The following is an 18879-nucleotide window of genomic DNA, read 5'->3' as shown; positions in this document are numbered from 1 at the left end:
TACCTCCCAGGCGATCTCGTCTTCAGGCGGCCCGACGATAGCCGCAAACGCTGACGCAATGCCGCGTTCGCTCCCGCTCTGGAATAAATGTTGACAGTATGAATTTAATGCAATTAATGTTGCATCTAGGAGTTCAGCAGGCGACGTGGAGGTTGCTTGTGATGCCGTCTGAAGACGACTGAGCAACCCGCTCGCATCGATAACTCCGTCTACCCATTCAAGGAGGAGGAACCTTATGAGAATTGGAAAAAGCATCCTGTATTCTGCTCTTCTGGCGTCGGCTGCGCTTGGGGTCGCCCACGCCCAGGACGGCGAAAAGCAGTATCGCTTCGTCATGGTCTCGCACATCGGATCCAACGATCCGAACATGAACTGGCTGACGACATCCCTCAAGGAGTTCGAGGCGAAGTATCCGGACGTAAAGACTGAATACATTTCCACGAACAATTACTCGGTTCAGGAGCATGTCCGCTTGCTAGAGCAGGCAATCGCAACCCAACCGGACGGCATTGCCGTGCCGATCGTCAGTTCGGATGCCTTTGAAGGCCCGCTGCGCAAGGCGATTGATGCCGGCATCCCGGTTGTCGCCTTCAACATCCCGGACGGTCGGCCCGATGGTGAGCGCATTCCCTATCTCACCTATGTCGGCGGCGACGAGTTTCTGACGGGCAAGAAGCTCGGGGAATACGCGCTGACGAAGGTCGAGGCCGGCGAAATCCCGAAGCCGACGCACGTCGTCTGCGCAAGCCATGACTCGGCACATCAGGGTCTCAAGGCGCGCTGCGCCGGCATGAAAGAGGTGATGGAGAAGGCGGGCGCCAAGTTCGACGAACTCTTCATCGGCGCGGAGCCGGCAACGGCGCGCAACACGCTGCAATCCTTCCTGCAGGCCAATCCGGACACCAATTATATCTTCACGGTCGCCGGCTGGTCGTCCCCCTGGGCGTGGGGCGTGGCAAACGAGATGAAACTCGATCCTGACGTCGACGACAAGGGCGTCACCGTTCTGACCGTCGATGAAGGCCCGGTATCGATCGAAGGCGTGCGCGCGGGGCATATTCTCGCGACAAACAGCCAGGGCTTCTGGCTGCAGGGCTACGCGCCCATGGAGTGGCTGTATTGGAACAAGAAGTTCGGATACGCGCCCCAGCAAAGCATCCTGACGGGTCCGCTCGTGATCAACAAGGATAATGCGGATCAGTGGGCCGAGCAGGTCCGCGGCGTGTTCGGCGACAAGGCCTACGACGAACAGAACACCTGGTAACCGGTACCCTCCCGGGCGAGGGCGGCTGGCCTTTCGACAGGCCGGCTGCCCTCATTTGCGCATCCCGCAGCGCATATCAACGAGCAGGATCAAGAACCATGAAGTACCTTGTCCGCAGCCAGGGCTTCGGCGCGACCATCGGCGTCATCGCCATGCTGGCCGTTTTCACAGTGATCGATTTTTCCGGATGGTGGACGGTGCAGACCCTGTCCAACGTCACGCAGTTCACGGCCATCCTTGCCCTGGTGGCCTTGGGGCAGGCCCTCGTGATCATGACAAAGGAGATCGACCTGTCCGTCGGGTCGATCTACGGGCTGACCGGCGTGGCCTTCATAACGCTGGAGCCGTCCCTCGGCGTGCCCGGCTCTCTGGTCGTGGCTCTCCTCATTGCGGCGGCGGCCGGATTTATCCAGGGAACCGCTGTCGTCAAAGGCGAGCTTCCATCGATGATCGTCACGCTTGGCGGCCTGTTTGCGGCGCGCGGCATCATCTACGTCTGGACGGGCGGATCCGTCCACAATTTCTCCCCCGATGCCCGCACCCACGCCCTGACCCGCCTCCTGGGCGGAGAGCTTTTCGGAATTTCCGCGGCCATCTACTGGGTCGCTATCATTTCCGTCCTGCTGGCAATCATGCTCTGGGGCACCCGTTTCGGGAACCGCCTTCTGGCGACCGGCGGCAGTCGGGAAAGCGCTGAATCGCGTGGTGTTCGCACCGACCGCGTCAAGACGGCGGCCTTTGTCCTCTGCTCGCTGCTTGCAGGCTTCGCCGGCATCCTGACGCTGTGCAACCAGCCGCAGACCCATGTGACGCTCGGCGAGAACATGGAACTCGAGGCCATCTCGGCAGCGGTGATCGGCGGGTGCCTGCTGACTGGCGGGCGAGGGTCGATCCTCGGTGTCGTCCTCGGCGCCTTGATCGTTGTCAGCTTCCGTTACGAGCTGATCGCGCTCGGCGCACCATCGTCCTGGTACATCACATTCGTCGGCGCCGTTCTCATCGTGGCGGTTATTTTCAATCAGAAGCTTGCCCGCTTTGTCGGGCACAGCGTTTGACGCGGGAGGACGCTCAAATGACCCAACACCCTCTGATTCAGGTCAAGAATCTTGACCTCTACTTCGGGGCCTTCCACGCCCTGAAAAACGTCTCAGTCGATTTCAACGCTGGCGAATTGATCGGCCTGGTCGGCGACAATGGTGCCGGCAAGACCACGCTGATCCGCGTTCTGTGTGGCATCCACGCCCCGTCGAAAGGCGAGGTCTTCTTCGACGGCAAGAAGGTCGAGAAGTTTCACCCGAAGCTCGCCATCGACCAGGGCATCGAGACTATCCAGCAGTCCGTCGGCCTTTGCGACAACCTTTCGATCGCGCGGAATTTCTATCTCGGCCGGGAGCCGGTCAAACGCATCCTCGGGATACCGTTTCTCGATTTCGCCAAGATGCGCGAGAAATCCAGCCGCGTTATTCGCCAGTTCGGCCTTCGCGAGAACGTCTCGGCCGATGACGAGGTGGAACGGCTGTCGGGCGGTGAGCGCCAATCGGTCAAGATCGGCCGGGCCGTCGAGTTCAAGAACCGTGTCGTGATCATGGACGAGCCGACGAACCACCTGTCGGTGCGCGAACGCGAGCATGTCAACGAGTTGGCGGTGCAGCTGAAGGAGCAGGGTCTGCTCGTCATCTACATCACGCATGATATCTTCCAGGTGCACAAACTCGCCGATCGCATCGTCATCATGGAGAATGGCGAGAAGGTTGCGGATGCGTCGACGGACAGCATGTCGGCGGAAGCGCTTGAAGACGTCATCCGCCAGGGCGGTCGGGTCGTCGAGAAGGAGGCGGTCTGATGGTGCTCTCCGCGGCAAAACCCCTCATTCGCCGCCACACGGAAATCGGCATCTTCCTGATCGGCGCCATCCTGATCGTCATTTTCGCATCGACCTCGGACGGGCGTTGGGCCAACCTCTACAATATCGGAACCATCATGCAGGTGACCGCGACGCTCGGGCTGATGAGCCTCGGTGTCGCCATCGTGATCGGGACCGGCGAAATCGACATTTCGGTCGGCTCGACCTTCGGCATGGGTGCGCTCGCCTATCTTTGGCTTGCCGCCCGTGTCGATCCCGTGTTTGCCGCTTTGGCTGCGATCGTGGTTGGCGCGGCTATCGGTTATGTGAACGGCTGGCTCATCACCAGGACAAAGACACCCTCGCTGATCATCACTCTTGGCACCCTGATGATCTTTCGTGGCGTCGCGATCGCGCTGACGGACGGCTTTTCGTTTTCCATTCCCTATGCAGCGCGAAACGGCTGGACCTACTTTCTTCTTGGCGGGGGCGATTTTCTCGGCTTCAATACCGCTCTGTTCTGGTTGATCGCGGTCTTTGCTATTCTCTTCGTCGTCCTGAAGGCTATGCCATTCGGCAACCGGCTGCTGGCCGTCGGCGGCTCGGCGGACAGTGCGCATTCGCGCGGTGTGCGTGTCGAGCGCATCAAGCTGTCCGCATTCGTCATCTGCGGTATGCTCGCCGCCTTTGCCGGCGCGCTTGAGGCTGGAAAGCTCGGATTTGCCGATGGATCCATGGGGAGACTGATGGAGTTGCAGGCCATTGCCTCCTGTGTTCTGGGCGGCTGCCTGCTGGCTGGCGGGCGGATCTCGCTGATCGGAGCCCTGATGGGTGCATTCGTCCTGTCCTCCATTCAGTCCTATCTGGTCGTCACCGGTGTTCAGCCGCAATGGTTCATTCTCATTCTCGGCCTCATCGTCGTCGGGGCGGCCTATGGCGACAAGTCGCTCCGGAACTGGGCGATCCGCAAGTAGCGGCACCTTCTCTCACCCTGTCTGACCGCATCGGCGCCGCTCACCGGCGCCGATTTTTTTTGTCTTTCTGATGGGTGATTTCCCGTTCGTGCGCCATGGCTGCGAAGTGTGTTGACATTCCATTATCTGCAATTAATGTTGCTCCTTGAGGATAAGTGCAATTATTCAATCCCGGCAGTGGCTTGCGACGTGCAACAGGCGCGTCGCGAGAGCGTCACGTGCTGATGTCTGCAGGGGTCGATACAGATCGGTAGGAGGATCTCATGAATGACATTGCAGCGGTGATTGATCTTGCGCAGTTCCGGCGCGAGGTCGAAACCGAAACCACGAAGGCGATGTGCCCGACGGCCATTGCCATCGAGAAGAACATCCCGATCTATGACGGCGCGTCCGTCAACGATGCCATCGGCCCGGAATGGGCCTCGGTCATCGGTGAGGGGCCGGGCCTCTTCGTGGTGAAGCGCGCTTTCACCGATCCTGGCGCCATCGACGCGGCCAGTGACGTGTTTCGCCAGATCATCGCCGACGAGCGCGCGGCAGGCACGGCCGCGGGTGACCACTTTGCCAAGGCCGGTGCCAATGACCGTATCTGGAACAGCCTGCAGAAGCTGTGCCTGCGCAACCCCGCCGTCTATGCCCGCTATATGGCCAATCCGGTGATCGACATTGCCTGCCGCGCCTGGCTTGGTCCCGGCTACCAGATCGCCACGCAGGTCAACCAGGTTCGCCCCGGCGGCAAGGCGCAGGCGCCGCACCGCGACTACCACCTCGGCTTCATGAAGCCAGAGCAGATGGCGGAATATCCGACCCACATCCACTCCACCGGCCCGACCCTCATCCTGCAGGGCGGCGTCGCCCATTGCGACATGCCCGTCGAGAGTGGCACGACGAAGCTTTTGCCGCATTCGCAGCGCTATCTGCCGGGTTATGTCGCCGCCACGCGCCCGGAATTCCAGGCCTATTTTGAAGAACATTGTGTCCAGCTTCCCTTGGAAAAGGGTGACGCCATCTTCTTCAGCCCGGCGCTGTTCCACGCCGCGGGCGAAAACCGGACGGCGGATGTCGTGCGCATGGTCAATCTTATCCAGACGGCATCCGCCTTCGCGCGCCACATGGAAAATCTCGACCGCACCGCCATGGCCCGCGCTGTCTATCCGCATCTGGCGGCACTTTCGCCGGAAGGACGGCGGGCGGTGATTGCAGCGACCGCGGACGGTTATCCGTTCCCGACCAATCTCGACACCGATCCGCCGCTTGGCGGTCTCGCACCGGAAAGCCAGCAGGAGCTGCTCGCCCGGGCCGTCGTGGAAGGTTGGGACGAGGCACAGCTCGATGCAGCGCTTGCCGCACAGGGCGCCAAGCGCGCCGCTTGAAAATTACCCGCAATGGCTTCGGGCGGGGAGGAAACAGGAAGCCAATTTCGGGAGGAAATCGTTCATGAAGAAAATTCTGCAATCGCTCGCCCTCGGCGCGCTGCTGGCCACGACGGCGTTTGCCGGTATCGCCAATGCTGATGGCGAGAAATTCGTCTGGATCAGCCACGGCCCGGATAGCGACAGTTGGTTCAACGTCATCAAGAACGCGATCAAGGTCACGAACGAGCAGATGGGCGTTACGACCGAATATCGTAATCCGCCGAGCGGGGACCTCGCCGACATGGCGCGCCTCGTGCAGCAGAGCTCGGCGGCCGGCGTTGACGGCATTATCGTCACGATCGCCGATTTCAATGTGCTGGAAGGGCCGATCAAGGATGCCGTCGCCAAGGGCATTCCAGTCGTGACCGTCAATTCGGGTACGGTGGAAGAAAGCCAGAAGCTCGGTGCATTGATGCATGTCGGCCAGCCGGAATATGAAGCGGGCCTCGGCGCCGGCAAGCGCGCGAAGGAGGCGGGCATCAAGAGCTTCCTCTGCGTGAACCACTACATTACCAACCCCGCTTCCGTTGAGCGGTGCCGTGGCTTTGCCGAAGGCATCGGCGTGGAACTCGGCAACCAGATGGTCGATTCCGGCATCGACCCGTCGGAAGTTCAGAACAAGGTGAAAGCCTATCTCACCGCCAATCCCGATACCGGCGCGATCCTGACGCTCGGCCCCAACTCGGCCGAACCGTCGATCCGGGCGGTCAAGGAGATGGGCCTCGATGGCGACCTGTATTTCGGCACCTTCGACCTCTCCGCAGAAATCTCTGCGGCCATCAAGGACGGCACGATCAACTTCGCGATCGACCAGCAGCCGTTCCTGCAGGGCTCGATCCCGATCCAGGTGCTGACGAACTATGTCGGTTACGGTGTGACGCCGTCGAACTCGATCTTCACCGGCCCTGGCTTCGTGACGAAGGACAACATCGCGCTCGTCGAGTCGCTGGCAGGCCAGTACCGCTGATCTGACGAACTTTTGGCGCGCACCGGCTCATTGCCCGTGCGCGCCAAAAAATGTTTCTGAGGGAGGAAATGCATTCATGACGGACGTCATTCCGGACGCGCTGAAGGACGAGCGCATCAAACCCGTCTCGCCGCTCAGGCGCGCGCTGATCCGGCCCGAGCTCGGCGGCATCTGCGGCACCATCCTGGTCTTCCTGCTGTTTGCGGTGATTGCCGGTGACAGCGGCATGTTCGCCGCCGAGGGGGTGATGAACTGGACGGTGGTTTCGGCCCAGTTCATGGTCATCGCGGTGGGCGCCTGCCTTCTGATGATTGCCGGCGAGTTCGATCTTTCCACCGGCTCGATGATAGGCTTTTCCGGTGTCATGATGGCCATCCTGTCGGTCCATCTCGGGGTGCCGCTCTGGCTCGCCATCATCGCGACCTTCGTCTTCTGCGTCCTGCTTGGCGGTGTGAACGGCTGGCTGGTCATCCGCACTGGCCTGCCGTCCTTCATCGTGACACTCGCCTTCCTCTATATCCTGCGCGGGTTGACCATCTGGGGCTCGATCTATTTTACCCGCCAGACGATCATCGGCGGCGTTGCCGAAAAGGCGGCAACCGACTGGCTCGCCCCGGTCTTCGGCGGCAAGGTTTTAGGCTGGCTCTTCACCTGGATGGGGGAGGCGGGCTGGATCGCCACCTTCACCCGCGGTAATCGCGCCGGGCAGCCGGTCATTGACGGTATTCCCATGCTCGTCGTCTGGGCGATCGTGCTCGTCGTCTTCGGTCACTGGCTGCTGACCCGCACCAAGTTCGGTAACTGGATCTTTGCCGCCGGCGGCGATGCGCTTGCCGCGCGCTACATCGGCGTGCCGGTCAATCGCGTAAAAATCCTGATGTTCATGTTCTCCGCCTTCTGCGCCGTCGTCTTCGCCACCTGCCAGGTGATGGAGTTCGGCTCGGCGGCGGCCGACCGCGGCCTGTTGAAAGAGTTCGAGGCGATCATCTGCGTGGTGATCGGCGGCGCGCTGCTCACCGGCGGCTACGGCTCCGTCATCGGGGCGGCACTTGGCGCCATCATCTTCGGCGTGGTGCAGCAGGGCCTGTTCTTTGCCAATGCGGAAAGCTCGCTCTTCCGGGTGTTCCTCGGCGTCATCCTGCTGACGGCCGTGATCATGAACACCTACATCCGCCGCATCATCACGGGAGAACGCTGATGTCCGCCATCGTGGAGATGAGAAACATCACGAAGCATTTTGGCCATGTCATTGCGCTGGCCGGCGTCTCCTTCGACGTCAAGGCCGGCGAATGCCACTGCCTGCTCGGCGACAACGGTGCGGGAAAATCGACCTTCATCAAGATCATGTCCGGTGTCTACAAACCGAGCGGCGGGGAGGTGCTGGTGGAAGGCGCGCCGACCCTGTTCCAGAGCCCGCGCGACGCCATGACGGCGGGCATCGCTACGGTCTATCAGGACCTTGCGATGATTCCGCTGATGAGCGTCAGCCGCAATTTCTGGATGGGGCGGGAGCCGGAGCGCGGCGTCTGGCCGTTCAAGACGTTCGATACGGACAAGGCCGATGACATCACCGTCAAGGAAATGCGCAAGATGGGTATCAGCCTGCGCGGTCCGGACCAGGCGGTCGGCACGCTCTCCGGCGGCGAGCGCCAAACGGTGGCGATTGCGCGAGCGGTCTATTTCGGCGCCAAGGTGCTGATCCTCGACGAACCGACCTCCGCGCTCGGCGTGCGCCAGACGGCAAATGTGCTGAGCACGATAGACCGCGTGCGCAAGCAGGGCATCGGCGTCGTCTTTATCACCCATAACGTTCGTCACGCTCTAGCTGTCGGTGATCGCTTCACGGTGCTGAACCGCGGCCAGACACTGGGAACCGCCGAACGCGGCACGGTGGATGCGGCAGCCTTGCAGGACATGATGGCCGGCGGCCAGGAGCTGGCGCTGCTGGAAGCCTCGCTCGGCGGGACGATCTGAGAGCTAATTTAAAACTGGCGTGCCGGATGGTTCATTCGGCGTGCTTCGCATCGCATGTGAGGGCTTGGTTTCAGGGATTGTGAGCCTTTTCGCCCCTCCAGCGTCATCCTCGGGCTCGACCCGAGGATCCACGCCGCGCCCGCGGCATGGATGGTCGGGTCAAGCCCGACCATGACAAAGGAGGGGCGGAGGTGGAGGCTTGTCAGTTCAGCTGACAACCTCGTAACCGGCGGCGGCCATGACGCGGAGGAGTTCCTTATGACCTATCTTCGCCATGTCGAGCGGTGGATTGTGGGTGGGATCCTGCTCCGCCTCGACGACGAACCAGCCTTCGTAGCCGTGGGAGGCGAGGCGCTTGACGATGGCCTCGAAATCGAGGCTGCCATCGCCGGGAACCGTGAAGGCGCCTTTGATGACGGCGTCGAGGAAGCTTTCGCGCGTGCGGTCGAGCGCGTCGATCACCGGCAGGCGGACATCCTTGGTGTGCACATGGGTGATGCGGCTGTGATGCGTGTCGATGACGCGCAGGACGTCGCCGCCGGCAAAGGCCATGTGGCCGGCATCGAAGAGCAGCGGCAAGCCTTCGCCGGAATGTTTCATCAGCAGATCGAGTTCTTCCTCGGTCTCGATCGGCGCCGCCATGTGATGGTGATAGGAGATCGGCATGCCCTGGTCGGAACACCATTCGCCGAAGGCCGTCATCTTGCGACCGTAGGCCTTGATCTCGTCCTCGGAGAGCTTGCGCTTGGTGGCAAGCGGCGCGGTGCGGTCACCCTGGATGGTGCCGGCCGTCTCGCCGTAGACGATGCAGGGAGCGTCGACTGCCTTGAACAACGCCATCTGCTCGGCGATCCGGTCCTTCTCCGCCTCTATGTCGCCATCGAGCAGAAGGCCGGAGAACCAGCCGCCGCAAACCTGGATGCCGTGCTTGTCGAGGATGGGGCGCAGGATCTTCGCGTCCATCGGGAACCGGCGTCCGGTCTCCATGCCGGTAAAGCCGGCTTGCGCGGCCTCGGCAAGGCATCCTTCCAGCGAAATGTCGCTGCTGATTTCCGGCAGGTCGTCGTTCCACCAGGCGATGGGGGCAATGCCGAGTTTGGCTTTCATGGTTGGGCTCCGGGTAAGGGGTTTCGAGTGTCTGAAAAACAAATATTGACACTTTCGTATTTTTGCAATGATAATTGCATTGAGCAAAATGCGCATCATCCAGGGAACAGAGAAAATGAAAAAGAAGCTCCGTCTTGGCCTCATCGGGTCGGGTTTCATGGGCAAGACGCATGTCTTCGGCTTCGCCGCCGCGGAGCGGGTGTTCGACCTGCCTTATGAGGTGGAACTCGCCACGATCGCCGATGTGACCATGGCGCAGGCGGAAGCCGCGCGCGGGGCCTTCGGTTTCGAGCGTGCCACGGATGACTGGCGCAGCCTAGTGGCGGATCCCGATATCGACGTCATCGACATCACGGCCCCGAATGCGCTGCACAAGGAGATGGCGCTATCGGCCATCGCCGCCGGCAAACACGTCTATTGCGAAAAACCGCTTGCCCCGCTTGCGCGCGACGCGCGCGCGATGGCCGAAGCGGCGGAGAAGGCCGGCATCAAGACACAAGTCGGCTTCAACTATCTTTGCAACCCGATGCTCAGCCTCGCCCGGGAGATGATCGCGGGCGGGGAACTTGGCGACATCCGCGGTTACCGTGGCCTCCATGCGGAGGACTATATGGCCGATGCAAGTGGCCCGTTCACGTTCCGGCATGATCCTGCCGGTGGCGGTGCCCTGGCGGATATCGGCAGCCACGCGCTGGCAACGGCGGAGTTCCTGATGGGACCGATCACGAAGGTCATGGGCGACTGCGTCACGATGATTGCGAGCCGCCCCGATGGCAAGGGCGGCTTGCGGCCGGTCGAGACGGATGATGTCGGCCGCGCCTTCCTGCGCTTTGCCAACGGTGCGACCGGCTCCATCGAAGGCAACTGGATCGCGACCGGCCGCAAGATGCAGCACGATTTCGAGGTCTACGGCACGAAGGGAGCGCTCGCCTTCTCGCAGGAGCGCTTCAATGAGCTTCACTTCTATTCCACGGCGGATGCCAGAGGTCGTCAGGGCTTCCGGCGCATCGAGGCCGGCCCAGACCATGCGCCCTACGGCCGCTTCTGCGTCGCGCCCGGCCACCAGCTCGGCTTCAACGATCTCAAGGCGATCGAGGTCGCGGGGTATCTGGAGGCGATTGCCGGCTTGCGTCCCGAGCCGTTCAATTTCCGCGCTGGCCTGCGCATCCAGACGCTGGTGGAGACGATCCAGCAATCGTCGCGCGCCGGCGCATGGCTTGATGTGAATGGTGATTGACCGCAGGGCGATGGTGGCGCAATAATAATTGCATATGGAGTTTTTCCGGCAATTCGTGCCGCGCTCGCCGGCACCGCGTCCGGCGCTCCATTCACCTCGAACAAGCTGTCCATCGCGCCGATTACGCTTGACGTGCAATTAAAATTGCGTCTTTGTAATAATGAAAACGAATGTTGCTGATCGGGTCTCCATCAGCAATCCGAGGAGGAAACATGTACGCGTCCTACGGCTTGTTCATCGATGGTGCCTGGTCAGGTCCCGCGACTGGCGCATCGACTGAAATCACGGATCCGGGCAATGGCGACGTTCTGGGTGTCGTTCCCGTGGCAAGCGTCGATGACACCAACAGGGCGATCAGCGTTGCGGACAAGGCTTTCCACGCGTGGAAGAGAATGCCGGCCTGGACACGCGCGGACCATTTGCACAAGGCGGCCGATGTGATGGCGGCGCGCACGGCCGAGGCTGCACGCCAGATCACGCTCGAAACCGGAAAGCCGCTGGCGCAGGCGGGTCGCGAATGGGCGCTCGCCGTCGACCAGTTCCGCTGGTACGCGGAGGAAGCCCGCCGCATCTACGGCCGCATCGTCGAAAGCCGCGTGCCAGGCGGCCGCCTGGAGGTCACGCATGAGCCCGTCGGCGTCGTCGCGGCCTTTACCGCGTGGAATTTTCCAGCGGCGTTGATTGCCCGCAAGGTCGCGCCCGCGCTTGCCGCCGGTTGCGCCGTCATCGTCCGTCCTTCCGTCGAGGTGCCGGGCGTGGCAATGGTCCTTTTCGATTGCCTGCGCGAAGCCGGCCTTCCGGCGGGTGTCGCCAATCTCCTGGTCGGCCCGACCGGCAACACCTACAAGCCGGTCATGGCATCGCCGGTCGTGCGAAAGGTTTCGCTGACGGGATCGACGCGCGTCGGCCAGCAGATGATCCGCGACAGCGCCGAGACGGTGAAGCGCATCAGCATGGAACTCGGCGGCAATGCACCGATGATCGTCTTCGACGACGCCGATCTCGATAAGGCGCTCGATCTCGCGGTGCCGACGAAATACGCCAATGCCGGCCAGGTCTGCGTGACGCCCGATCGCTTCTACGTGCACGAAACGCTGCACGATCGCTTCGCCGAAGGCTTTGCTGCCCGCGCCCGCGCGCTAAAACTCGGCCATGGCCTTGACGAGGCGACGCAGGTGGGGCCGCTGATCAACGAGCGGCGCATCGCTGCAATCGAAGAAATCGTTGCCGACGCCAGCGACCGCGGCGGCAAGATTCTCGCGGGCGGCCGGCGCCCGGCGGATATGAACGCCGGGTTCTTCTTCGAGCCGACCGTCATCACCGGCCTGCCGGACGATGCCAAGGCAATCGCCGAGGAGAACTTCGGCCCGATCGTCGCCATCACGCCGTTCTCCAGCACAGATGAGGTTTTCGAGCGGGCGAATGCCTCCGAAATGGGCCTATCCGCTTACGTCTTTACCCGCGATGCCGGCCGGGCACGTGAGGCGGCGGGGCGGCTGGAGGCGGGCATGGTCGGGGTCAACAGTTTTGCGCTCGCCGCCGCCGAGGCGCCGTTCGGCGGCATCAAGGCGAGTGGCATGGGTCGCGAAGGCGGCACCGAGGGCATCCTCGACTATTCCAACGTCAAGCTCGCGCAAATGCTGGTCTGAGGAGGCAGCCATGATCAAGAACGGTGTCAAACAACGCTGGGCCGAAGGCAAGCCCGTCCTCAACGGCTGGCTCTCCATCGCCAATTCCTTCAGTGCCGAAATCATGGCCGCGCAGGGCTACGATTCGCTCACCATCGACATGCAGCACGGCATTGTCGGTTACGACGGGGCGGTGCCGATGTTGCAGGCCATGCGGGCGAGCGGTGTCACGCCGCTGGTGCGCGTGCCCTGGCTCGATCCCGCCGACATCATGAAGGCGCTGGATGCCGGCGCCTATGGCGTCATCTGCCCGATGATCAACACGCGCGCCGAGGCCGAGCGGCTCGTCTCCTATGTGCGCTATCCGCCGACGGGCGTGCGCAGCTTCGGCCCCAGCCGGGCACTGTTTTCCGCCGGTGCCGGATACGCCGCGGAAGCCGACGACGAAATGATCTGCCTTGCCATGATCGAGACCGCGCAGGCCTATGAGAACCTCGAGGATATCCTCGCGACCCCCGGCCTCGACGGCGTCTATATCGGCCCTGCCGACCTGACGCTCGGACTTCAGGGCAAGCGTTACGCGCCCGGCTTCGATCGCCGCGAGCCGGAGATGATCGAGGCGATCAAGACGATCCTCCATGCCGCCCACAAGGCCGGCAAGCGGGCAGCGCTGCACAACGGCACCGCTGACTATGCGGCGGAAGCGGTGGGCTGGGGCTTCGATTTCGTGACGGTCACCAACGACGTTCGTCTCCTCGCAGGTGCTGCCGAGGCGAGTGTGCGAAAATTCCGCGATCTCGTGCAGGAAGTCGCGCCCGCCAACACGATCGACACGGGAGGATATTGAATGCCCAGGATCCTGGTGGCAGGAAAAATCCACGCAGACGGCCTTGCCGTCCTCAATACCGCACCCGGCGTGACGATCGACTATGTCGAGGAGGTTTCCGCGACAAGCTACGCGCCGTTCCTTGCAACGGCGGATGCACTCCTCATCCGAACCCAGCCACTTTCGGCGGCGTTCGTTGCCGATGCGCCGAACCTCAAGATCGTTTCGCGCCACGGCGTCGGCTACGATTCAGTCGATGTCGCGGCCCTGAACGGTCGCGGCATACCGCTTGCCGTCGTGGGGGATGTGAATTCTCGCGCCGTGGCAGAGCACGCCGTCATGCTGATGCTCTCGGCCGCGCGCCGCACCGTTCTCTTCGACCGCAAGATGCGGCAAGGCGACTGGAATTACCGCAACAGTCTTGATGCCGACGAGCTCGATGGGGGCACATTGCTGGTGGTCGGCTTCGGCCGCATCGGCAGGCGGCTGGCGCAGATCGCGACGGCGCTCGGCATGACGGTGCTTGCCTACGATAAGTTCCAGGGTGCGGACCAGATCGCGGCGGCCGGCGCAACGCCGGTGGACGGCTTGCTCGATGGTCTCTCCCGTGCCGACGTGGTGTCGCTGCATGTGCCGAAATTCGGCGCCGAGCCTTTGATCGGTGCGGCGGAGCTGGCCGTGATGAAGCGTTCGGCCATTCTCGTCAACACCGCCCGCGGCGGCCTGATCGATGAAACGGCGCTGCTTTCCGCGCTCAACGAGGGGCGCCTTGCCGCGGCCGGCCTCGACGTGCTCGATGCCGAACCGCCGGCACATGACGACCCCATGCTTGCCTGCGACCGGGTGGTGCTGTCCCCGCACAATGCCGGGCTCACCGAAGCCTGTGCGCGGCGCATGGCCATCTCGGCAGCGGCAAATATCCTCGATTTCTTCAGGGGCACGCTCGACCCGGCACTCGTCGTCAACCGCGCCGAGATTGCTCCGCGTCTTTCTCCGGTCGGCAGCTGATCATGGCGCTGCTGGTATTTCGCGATATCGCCAAATCCTATGGCATCGTGCCGGTGCTGAAGGGCATCGATCTCGTGGTGAAACCGGGTGAGGTGCTGGCGCTCGTTGGTGAAAACGGCGCTGGCAAGTCGACCCTCATGCGCATTGCCGCGGGGCTGGCGCCGCCGTCTTCGGGCACGATGCTGCTGGACAGCGCACCGGCGCCGGCAACGCTGCATGCCGCCGAGCGTGCGGGCATCGTCATGGTGCACCAGGAATTCTGCCTGGCGCCGCATCTGACGGTGGCGGAAAACGTCTTTCTTGGCCGGGAAATCACGCGCGGCCTCTTCACTGATCGCAAGGCGATGGAGGCACGGGCGCGCGATTTGCTGGCTGAACTCGGCTCGGTGGCTCCCGTTCGAGCGCGGTTGCGCGATCTCCCTGTCTCGGATTGGCAGATGATCGAGCTCGCCAAGGCCTTCGCCCGCCAGCCGAAACTCATTCTGATGGACGAGCCGACCGCAGTGTTGTCGGCGACGGAGGCGGGCAACCTGTTCGCCCGTATCCGCGCGTTCCGCGAGACGGGCGGTTCGGTGATCTTCACCTCGCACCGCCTTGATGAGGTGAAGGATATCGCCGATCGCGTTGCGGTCCTGCGCGACGGCCAGATCGTGCGCGTCGAGAACACCAGCGATATTTCCGAGGATGCGATGGCCGAGGCGATGGTCGGGCGGCCGCTTGCGGAAATCTATCCACCCCGGCGCGGTGCGGCAGACCGCAAGGCATTGCTCAGCGTCGCCGGCCTCACATCGCCGGGCACCGTCGAGGAGGCGACGCTCGATATCCGCGAGGGTGAAGTGCTCGGCATTTCCGGCCTTGTCGGCTCCGGCCGCACAGAGCTTTTCGAAGCGTTGTTCGGGCTACGGCCGGCGCGATGCGGGTCCTTCGTGCTGCGTGGGGAGGCGCGCAAGCTGCCGGCAGCGCGTGAGGCCTGGGGGCTGAAACTCGCCTACCTTACGGAGGACCGCAAGGGCAAGGGCCTGCTGCTCGGCAAGTCGCTCGACCAGAACGTGGCGCTCACCAAGGGGGCGATCAACGGCGCGAGCTGGATCGACCGGCGGGCGGAGCGGCGTGATCTCGAAGCGGCCGTCGGACGCTACGACATCCGCACTGGACGGCTCGACGTCACGGCCGGTGCGCTCAGCGGCGGCAACCAGCAGAAGGTGTTGATCGCCAAGACGCTTGCCGTCGAGCCCGATCTCATCGTCTTCGACGAGCCGACGCGCGGCGTCGATATCGGCGCCAAGCAGCAGATCTACGAGATCATCGCCACGCTTGCCGCAGAGGGCAAGGCGATCGTCGTCGTCTCGTCCGAGATGCAGGAGATCGTCGGTCTGTCCGACCGCGTGCTGGTCATGCGGCGCGGCCGCATTGCCGGTGAACTTTCCGGCGACGCGATCAGCGAGACCGACATCATTCGATTTGCCATGGGCCTGGAAGATAAAGCCCCGCAGGAGGAGGCAAGCCATTGACCGACATTACCGCATCATCCGCCGGCAACGCCAAAGCGTCGCCGGGCCGCACCCTTGCGGGTATTTTTGAGGCCGCAGGCCCGCTAATTGCTCTCATCCTGCTGATGCTCATCGGTTCCCTGATGAGCGACAGCTTTCTCGGCGCGGAAAACCTCTCGAACGTTTTCACGCGCAGCGCGATCATCGGCATCATCGCGGTTGGCGCCACCTTCGTCATTACGGCGGGCGGGCTCGACCTTTCCGTCGGCTCGCTCTCGGCGCTGGTCGCAGGCGTGACGATCATGTTCATGAATTCGGCCGCCGAGGTGCTCGGGCGGGGCTGGCAACTCGTTGCCGCCGGCATCGTCTGCTCCCTTGTCGTCGGAGCAGCGGCCGGTCTTCTCAACGGGGTCATGATCGTCAAGGGGCGGGTGGAAGCCTTCATCGTGACGCTCGGCGCCATGGGCATCTTCCGCTCGGTCATCACCTGGCTTGCGGATGGCGGCTCCATCTCTCTCGATTTCTCGCTACGCGATGCCGCACGCCCGATCTACTATGGCCAGATCCTCGGTATCGCCGTGCCGATCCTCGTGCTCGGCGTTATCGCCGTCGTCGGCGAACTGGTGCTACGTCGCATGCGCTTCGGCCGGCATGTGGCTGCCATCGGATCGAACCGCCATGTCGCCTTCTATTCGGCGATCCCGGTCAACCGCGTGCGCATCCTGACCTATGTCATCCAGGGCCTCTGCGTGGCCATCGCAACGGTGATCTACGTGCCGCGCCTCGGCGCAGCTACCCCTTCGACCGGCCTGATGTGGGAACTGGAGGCGATTGCCGCGGTCATCATCGGCGGCACGGCGCTCAGCGGTGGCTTCGGCCGCATCTGGGGCACGATCGTCGGCGTGCTGATCCTCGGCTTTATCAGCAACATCCTCAACCTCACCGGCTTCATCAGCCCCTATCTCAACGGCGCATTCCAGGGGGCGATCATCATCATCGCAGTCCTCCTGCAACGCGACCGTTCGCAGGGCTGACACCTTCTTTTCACTTCAACAGGGAGACAAGTGAATGTTCGACAGATTGAAATCCATCCTTGCCGCAGGTGCTGTGGTCGTCGCTAGCCTTGCGACGCCGGCGCTCGCTGCCGACGCCGTCATCGGCGTCTCGATCCCGGCCGCCACGCACGGCTGGACGGGCGGCCTCAACTACCACACCAAGCGCACCATCGACCGGATGAAGGAAGCCTTCCCGAACATCGACTTCGTGCTGGCGACCTCGTCGAGCGCCACGCAGCAGGTCAACGACATCGAGGATCTGATGGCGCGCAATATCAATGCGCTTGTCGTCTTGCCCTTCGAATCCGACCCGCTGACCGAGCCGGTCAAGGCTGCCAAGGCCAAGGGTGTGTTCATCGCGACCGTCGACCGGGGCCTTGCCGAAGAAGGCATCGAAGACCTCTATGTCGGCGGCGACAACCCGCGATATGGCACGGCGGCGGCCGAATACTTCAAGAAGAAGTTTCCGGACGGCGGCAAGATCGTCGTGATGCGCGGCATCCCGACAGCGATCGACAACATCCGCATCGACGCCTTCAACGCGGCGCTGAAGGATACCAAGATCGAAGTGCTCGACATGCAGTACGCCAACTGGAACCCGGACAAGGGTTTCGAGGTGATGCAGGACTATCTCCAGCGGTTCCCTGAGATCGACGGTGTGTGGGCTGGCGACGACGATGCCGCACTCGGCGCCATCGAGGCGATCAAGCAGGCGGAGCGCAAGAACGTGACGGTGCTGGGCGGTTCCGGCATGAACAAGGTGATCAAGCTGGTGATGGACGGCCACGACATGGTCGATGCCGACATCTTCTACCCGCCGACGCTGATCATTCCGGCGATCGAACTCGTCACCATGAAGTTCGCCACGCAGGCTCCGATCAACGGTCGCTACGTGCTCGGCAGCCCGCTGATCACCAAGGACAACGCTGCGGAATACTACTTCCCCGACGCTCCCTATTGAGGAATGACAGTGGTGCGCTCGTCAGGGCGCACCCCGTATCGTCGCCCCTGGAAGGGCGGCTGGACAGGTCTGCCGCGACAAGCGTTGCGGATTGTCGATTTTTGCAATACTGCACTGATCAGGCGATTGGACCGCGCGCAAGACACGTATGGAATGCCGCGGCCTCTTGCACATCACGCTTCAGGAGTTGCGCTGCATGCCACGGGTAAAACAGTCCGATCAGCCGCCACCGCGCACAGCCAACTACGAAACATTCGTCAATCTCGTCACGGAAGCCTATCCGGACTTGAGCGACCGTTTCCAGCAGGTTGCCCGCTTCATCACGCAGAACCCGAACGTCGTCGCGATGAAATCGATCAATGCGATTGCCGAGGAATGCGGCGCCCATCCGTCCATCCTTGTGCGCTTCGCCCAGAATTTCGGGTTTTCCGGTTTCAAGCAGCTCCAGGCCGTTTTCCAGACCCGGCTCTCGACGGCAGCGCCCGGTTATCGCGAGCGCATCAGCGCGCTGGACGTCGATCTGGAGAAGAACAAGCGGAAGGGCAACCTTGGCTTCCTGCACGATCTGGTCGTTCGCGATATTGCAACGCTTCAGGAACTGCTGAGCTCTACGCCCGAGGAAAGCCTGTCCAAGGCGGCCAAGGTCATAAAGAGCGCGAACACGATCTTTATCGCCGGACAGCTGCGCTCCGAGCCGATCGCGAAATTCCTCCGCTACGTGCTCTCCATGCTTCAGCTACGGGTCATTCTGCTCGACCCTGCGGGCGGGCTCGCGCCCGAGATGGCGCAGGTCATGGGCAAGAAGGACGTACTGATCGCAATCGCCTTCCGCCACTATGCCAAGGAAGTCGTGACGATCGCCGACGTTGCGGCACACAATGGCACGCCGATGGTTGCCATCACGGACAGCCAGCTGTCTCCACTTGCGAAGAATGCCAGCGTTCTGTTCACGATCCCGGAGGATGAATATTCGTTCTCGCGCTCGCTTGCGGCACCGATGTGCCTGACCCAGGCGATCGCGGTCGCGGTTGCAGCGCTGCTCCAGGAGGACAAGAAGGACTCGCCGCAGATTCCGACGGTGACGGGAAACCAGCGCCGCAAGCCCTGAGAAGGAATGCCCGCCATATCCA

17 protein-coding genes are annotated in these 18879 nt (G+C 62.6%); 16 read left to right on the top strand and 1 reads right to left on the bottom strand.

The window, feature by feature from the left end:
• Window positions 1-235: 235 nt before the first annotated feature.
• The 8 genes from BSY16_RS31020 to BSY16_RS30985 all read left to right on the top strand — a co-directional run bounded on the left by BSY16_RS31020 (window position 236) and on the right by BSY16_RS30985 (window position 8437).
• Window positions 236-1264, top strand: coding sequence for a sugar ABC transporter substrate-binding protein (locus BSY16_RS31020; protein WP_069063562.1), 1029 nt, complete (start codon window positions 236-238; stop codon window positions 1262-1264).
• A gap of 98 nt (window positions 1265-1362) precedes the next feature.
• Window positions 1363-2319, top strand: coding sequence for an ABC transporter permease (locus BSY16_RS31015; RefSeq protein WP_069063561.1), 957 nt, complete (start codon window positions 1363-1365; stop codon window positions 2317-2319).
• A 17-nt stretch (window positions 2320-2336) separates the two neighbouring features.
• Complete coding sequence (locus BSY16_RS31010) at window positions 2337-3107, top strand: ATP-binding cassette domain-containing protein (protein WP_069063560.1); 771 nt, start codon at window positions 2337-2339, stop codon at window positions 3105-3107.
• Window positions 3107-4081, top strand: a complete 975-nt coding sequence (locus BSY16_RS31005) for an ABC transporter permease (protein ID WP_069063559.1) — start codon at window positions 3107-3109, stop codon at window positions 4079-4081. The genes BSY16_RS31010 and BSY16_RS31005 overlap by 1 nt, the downstream gene beginning before the upstream one ends.
• Before the next feature lie 263 nt (window positions 4082-4344).
• Complete coding sequence (locus tag BSY16_RS31000) at window positions 4345-5454, top strand: phytanoyl-CoA dioxygenase family protein (RefSeq protein ID WP_069063558.1); 1110 nt, start codon at window positions 4345-4347, stop codon at window positions 5452-5454.
• A gap of 64 nt (window positions 5455-5518) precedes the next feature.
• Window positions 5519-6463 carry a sugar ABC transporter substrate-binding protein gene (locus BSY16_RS30995; protein WP_069063557.1) on the top strand — a complete coding sequence of 315 codons (945 nt, stop codon included), beginning with the start codon at window positions 5519-5521 and terminating at the stop codon, window positions 6461-6463.
• 76 nt (window positions 6464-6539) lie between these two features.
• On the top strand, window positions 6540-7661 hold the full coding sequence (locus BSY16_RS30990; protein WP_171902505.1) for an ABC transporter permease: 1122 nt from the start codon (window positions 6540-6542) through the stop codon (window positions 7659-7661).
• Window positions 7661-8437 carry an ATP-binding cassette domain-containing protein gene (locus BSY16_RS30985; RefSeq protein ID WP_069063556.1) on the top strand — a complete coding sequence of 259 codons (777 nt, stop codon included), beginning with the start codon at window positions 7661-7663 and terminating at the stop codon, window positions 8435-8437. The genes BSY16_RS30990 and BSY16_RS30985 overlap by 1 nt, the downstream gene beginning before the upstream one ends.
• 207 nt (window positions 8438-8644) lie before the next feature.
• On the opposite strand, the gene iolE is transcribed toward BSY16_RS30985, so the two are convergent.
• A complete protein-coding gene (gene iolE / locus BSY16_RS30980) occupies window positions 8645-9544 on the bottom strand; it encodes a myo-inosose-2 dehydratase (RefSeq protein ID WP_069063555.1) in 900 nt (299 codons plus the stop codon).
• A 115-nt stretch (window positions 9545-9659) separates the two neighbouring features.
• On the opposite strand from iolE, the gene BSY16_RS30975 reads away from it, so the two are divergent.
• The 8 genes from BSY16_RS30975 to BSY16_RS30940 all read left to right on the top strand — a co-directional run bounded on the left by BSY16_RS30975 (window position 9660) and on the right by BSY16_RS30940 (window position 18857).
• Window positions 9660-10781 carry a Gfo/Idh/MocA family protein gene (locus tag BSY16_RS30975; RefSeq protein ID WP_069063554.1) on the top strand — a complete coding sequence of 374 codons (1122 nt, stop codon included), beginning with the start codon at window positions 9660-9662 and terminating at the stop codon, window positions 10779-10781.
• A 212-nt stretch (window positions 10782-10993) separates the two neighbouring features.
• A complete protein-coding gene (locus tag BSY16_RS30970) occupies window positions 10994-12430 on the top strand; it encodes an NAD-dependent succinate-semialdehyde dehydrogenase (protein ID WP_069063553.1) in 1437 nt (478 codons plus the stop codon).
• A 10-nt stretch (window positions 12431-12440) separates the two neighbouring features.
• A complete protein-coding gene (locus BSY16_RS30965; RefSeq protein WP_069063552.1) occupies window positions 12441-13256 on the top strand; it encodes an HpcH/HpaI aldolase family protein in 816 nt (271 codons plus the stop codon).
• The gene (locus tag BSY16_RS30960; protein WP_069063551.1) at window positions 13257-14243 is read left to right on the top strand and encodes a hydroxyacid dehydrogenase; all 987 of its coding nucleotides are present in this window, start codon (window positions 13257-13259) and stop codon (window positions 14241-14243) included.
• A gap of 2 nt (window positions 14244-14245) precedes the next feature.
• Window positions 14246-15754: a sugar ABC transporter ATP-binding protein gene (locus BSY16_RS30955; protein WP_069063550.1), complete on the top strand. Its 1509-nt coding sequence runs from the start codon at window positions 14246-14248 to the stop codon at window positions 15752-15754.
• A complete protein-coding gene (locus BSY16_RS30950) occupies window positions 15751-16767 on the top strand; it encodes an ABC transporter permease (protein WP_502696023.1) in 1017 nt (338 codons plus the stop codon). The genes BSY16_RS30955 and BSY16_RS30950 overlap by 4 nt, the downstream gene beginning before the upstream one ends.
• 34 nt (window positions 16768-16801) lie before the next feature.
• Window positions 16802-17749, top strand: a complete 948-nt coding sequence (locus BSY16_RS30945; protein WP_069063549.1) for a substrate-binding domain-containing protein — start codon at window positions 16802-16804, stop codon at window positions 17747-17749.
• 196 nt (window positions 17750-17945) lie between these two features.
• Window positions 17946-18857: a MurR/RpiR family transcriptional regulator gene (locus BSY16_RS30940; RefSeq protein ID WP_069063817.1), complete on the top strand. Its 912-nt coding sequence runs from the start codon at window positions 17946-17948 to the stop codon at window positions 18855-18857.
• The last annotated feature ends 22 nt before the right edge of the window (window positions 18858-18879 follow it).

Source organism: Sinorhizobium sp. RAC02 (genome assembly GCF_001713395.1).
Taxonomy (GTDB): domain Bacteria; phylum Pseudomonadota; class Alphaproteobacteria; order Rhizobiales; family Rhizobiaceae; genus Shinella.
Note: the sequence above shows the minus strand (reverse complement) of the source record. Positions and strands in the feature narration are given on the sequence as shown.